Origin of the sequence: Pontibacterium granulatum (assembly GCF_029961155.1) — a bacterium.
GTDB classification, from domain to species: Bacteria; Pseudomonadota; Gammaproteobacteria; order Pseudomonadales; family Balneatricaceae; genus Pontibacterium; species Pontibacterium granulatum.
Window position 1 is genome coordinate 1 of sequence record NZ_JASBRH010000057.1, and the last position, 1,200, is coordinate 1,200.

Genomic DNA, 1,200 nt, shown 5'->3' on the forward strand with positions numbered 1-1,200 from the left:
CTGTACACCTTCCTGCGTCAGGCGGATGCACGTGAACTGGGCGGTCTGTTCCGCGAACTGGATAAAGCACGCGAAGCAGGCGATGCAGCGAAAGAAGCTGAGATCCAGAGCCAGATCGACAACCACGAAACTCACGTAGTGCCAATCGTTGCAGACATCGACGCTGGTTTCGGTAACGCGGAAGCGACTTACCTGATGGCTAAGCAGATGATCGAAGCGGGTGCGTGCTGCCTGCAGATCGAAAACCAGGTTGCTGACGAGAAGCAGTGTGGCCACCAGGACGGTAAAGTAACCGTACCTCACGCTGACTTCCACGCGAAACTGCGCGCACTGCGTTACGCTTTCCTGGAACTGGGTGTTGATGACGGCCTGATCGTTGCACGTACCGACTCCGAGGGTGCTGGCCTGACTAAAGAGATCGCGGTTGTTCGCGAGCCAGGCGACCAGGGTGACGTTTACAACTCCTTCCTGGATTGCGAAGAAGTTGCACCAGAAGACACCAACGAAGGTGACGTACTGATCAGCCGCAACGGCAAGCTGGTACGTCCTAAGCGTCTGCCTTCCGGTCTGTACCAGTTCCGTCAGGGCACTGGCCACGAGCGTTGCGTATTCGACTGCATCGAAGCGATCAATGCGGGCGCTGACCTGCTGTGGATCGAAACTGCAGTACCAACCGTTCACGAAATCAAAGGCATGATGGACGAAGTTCGTAAAGTACACCCAGATGCGAAACTGGTGTACAACAACTCCCCATCTTTCAACTGGACGCTGAACTTCCGCCAGCAGACTTACGATGCATGGGCTGCTGAAGGTAAGGACGTTTCTGCTTACGACCGTGCGAACCTGATGTCCGCTGAGTACGACAACTCCGAGCTGTCTGCAGCAGCTGACGCTCGCATTAAGACATTCCAGGCGGATACAGCACGTGAAGCAAACGTATTCCATCACCTGATCACGCTGCCGACTTACCACACTACCGCCCTGTCTGTAGACAACCTGGCGAAAGAGTACTTCGGTGAAGCAGGCATGCTGGGTTACGTTGAAGGTGTACAGCGCAAAGAGATCCGTCAGGGCATCGCATGTGTTAAACACCAGAACATGGCAGGTTCCGACCTGGGCGATGACCACAAAGAATACTACGCTGGTGAGAACGCGCTGAAAGCGGGCGGTGCGAAAAACACCTCCAACCAGTTCAGCTAA

Annotated in this window: 1 protein-coding gene; it reads left to right on the forward strand. The window is 55.1% G+C overall.

What is annotated here, in order from left to right; translation table 11 throughout:
* On the forward strand, window positions 1-1,200 hold a 1,200-nt coding region (locus QKW35_RS21200; RefSeq protein WP_282356380.1), incomplete at its 5' end, for an isocitrate lyase.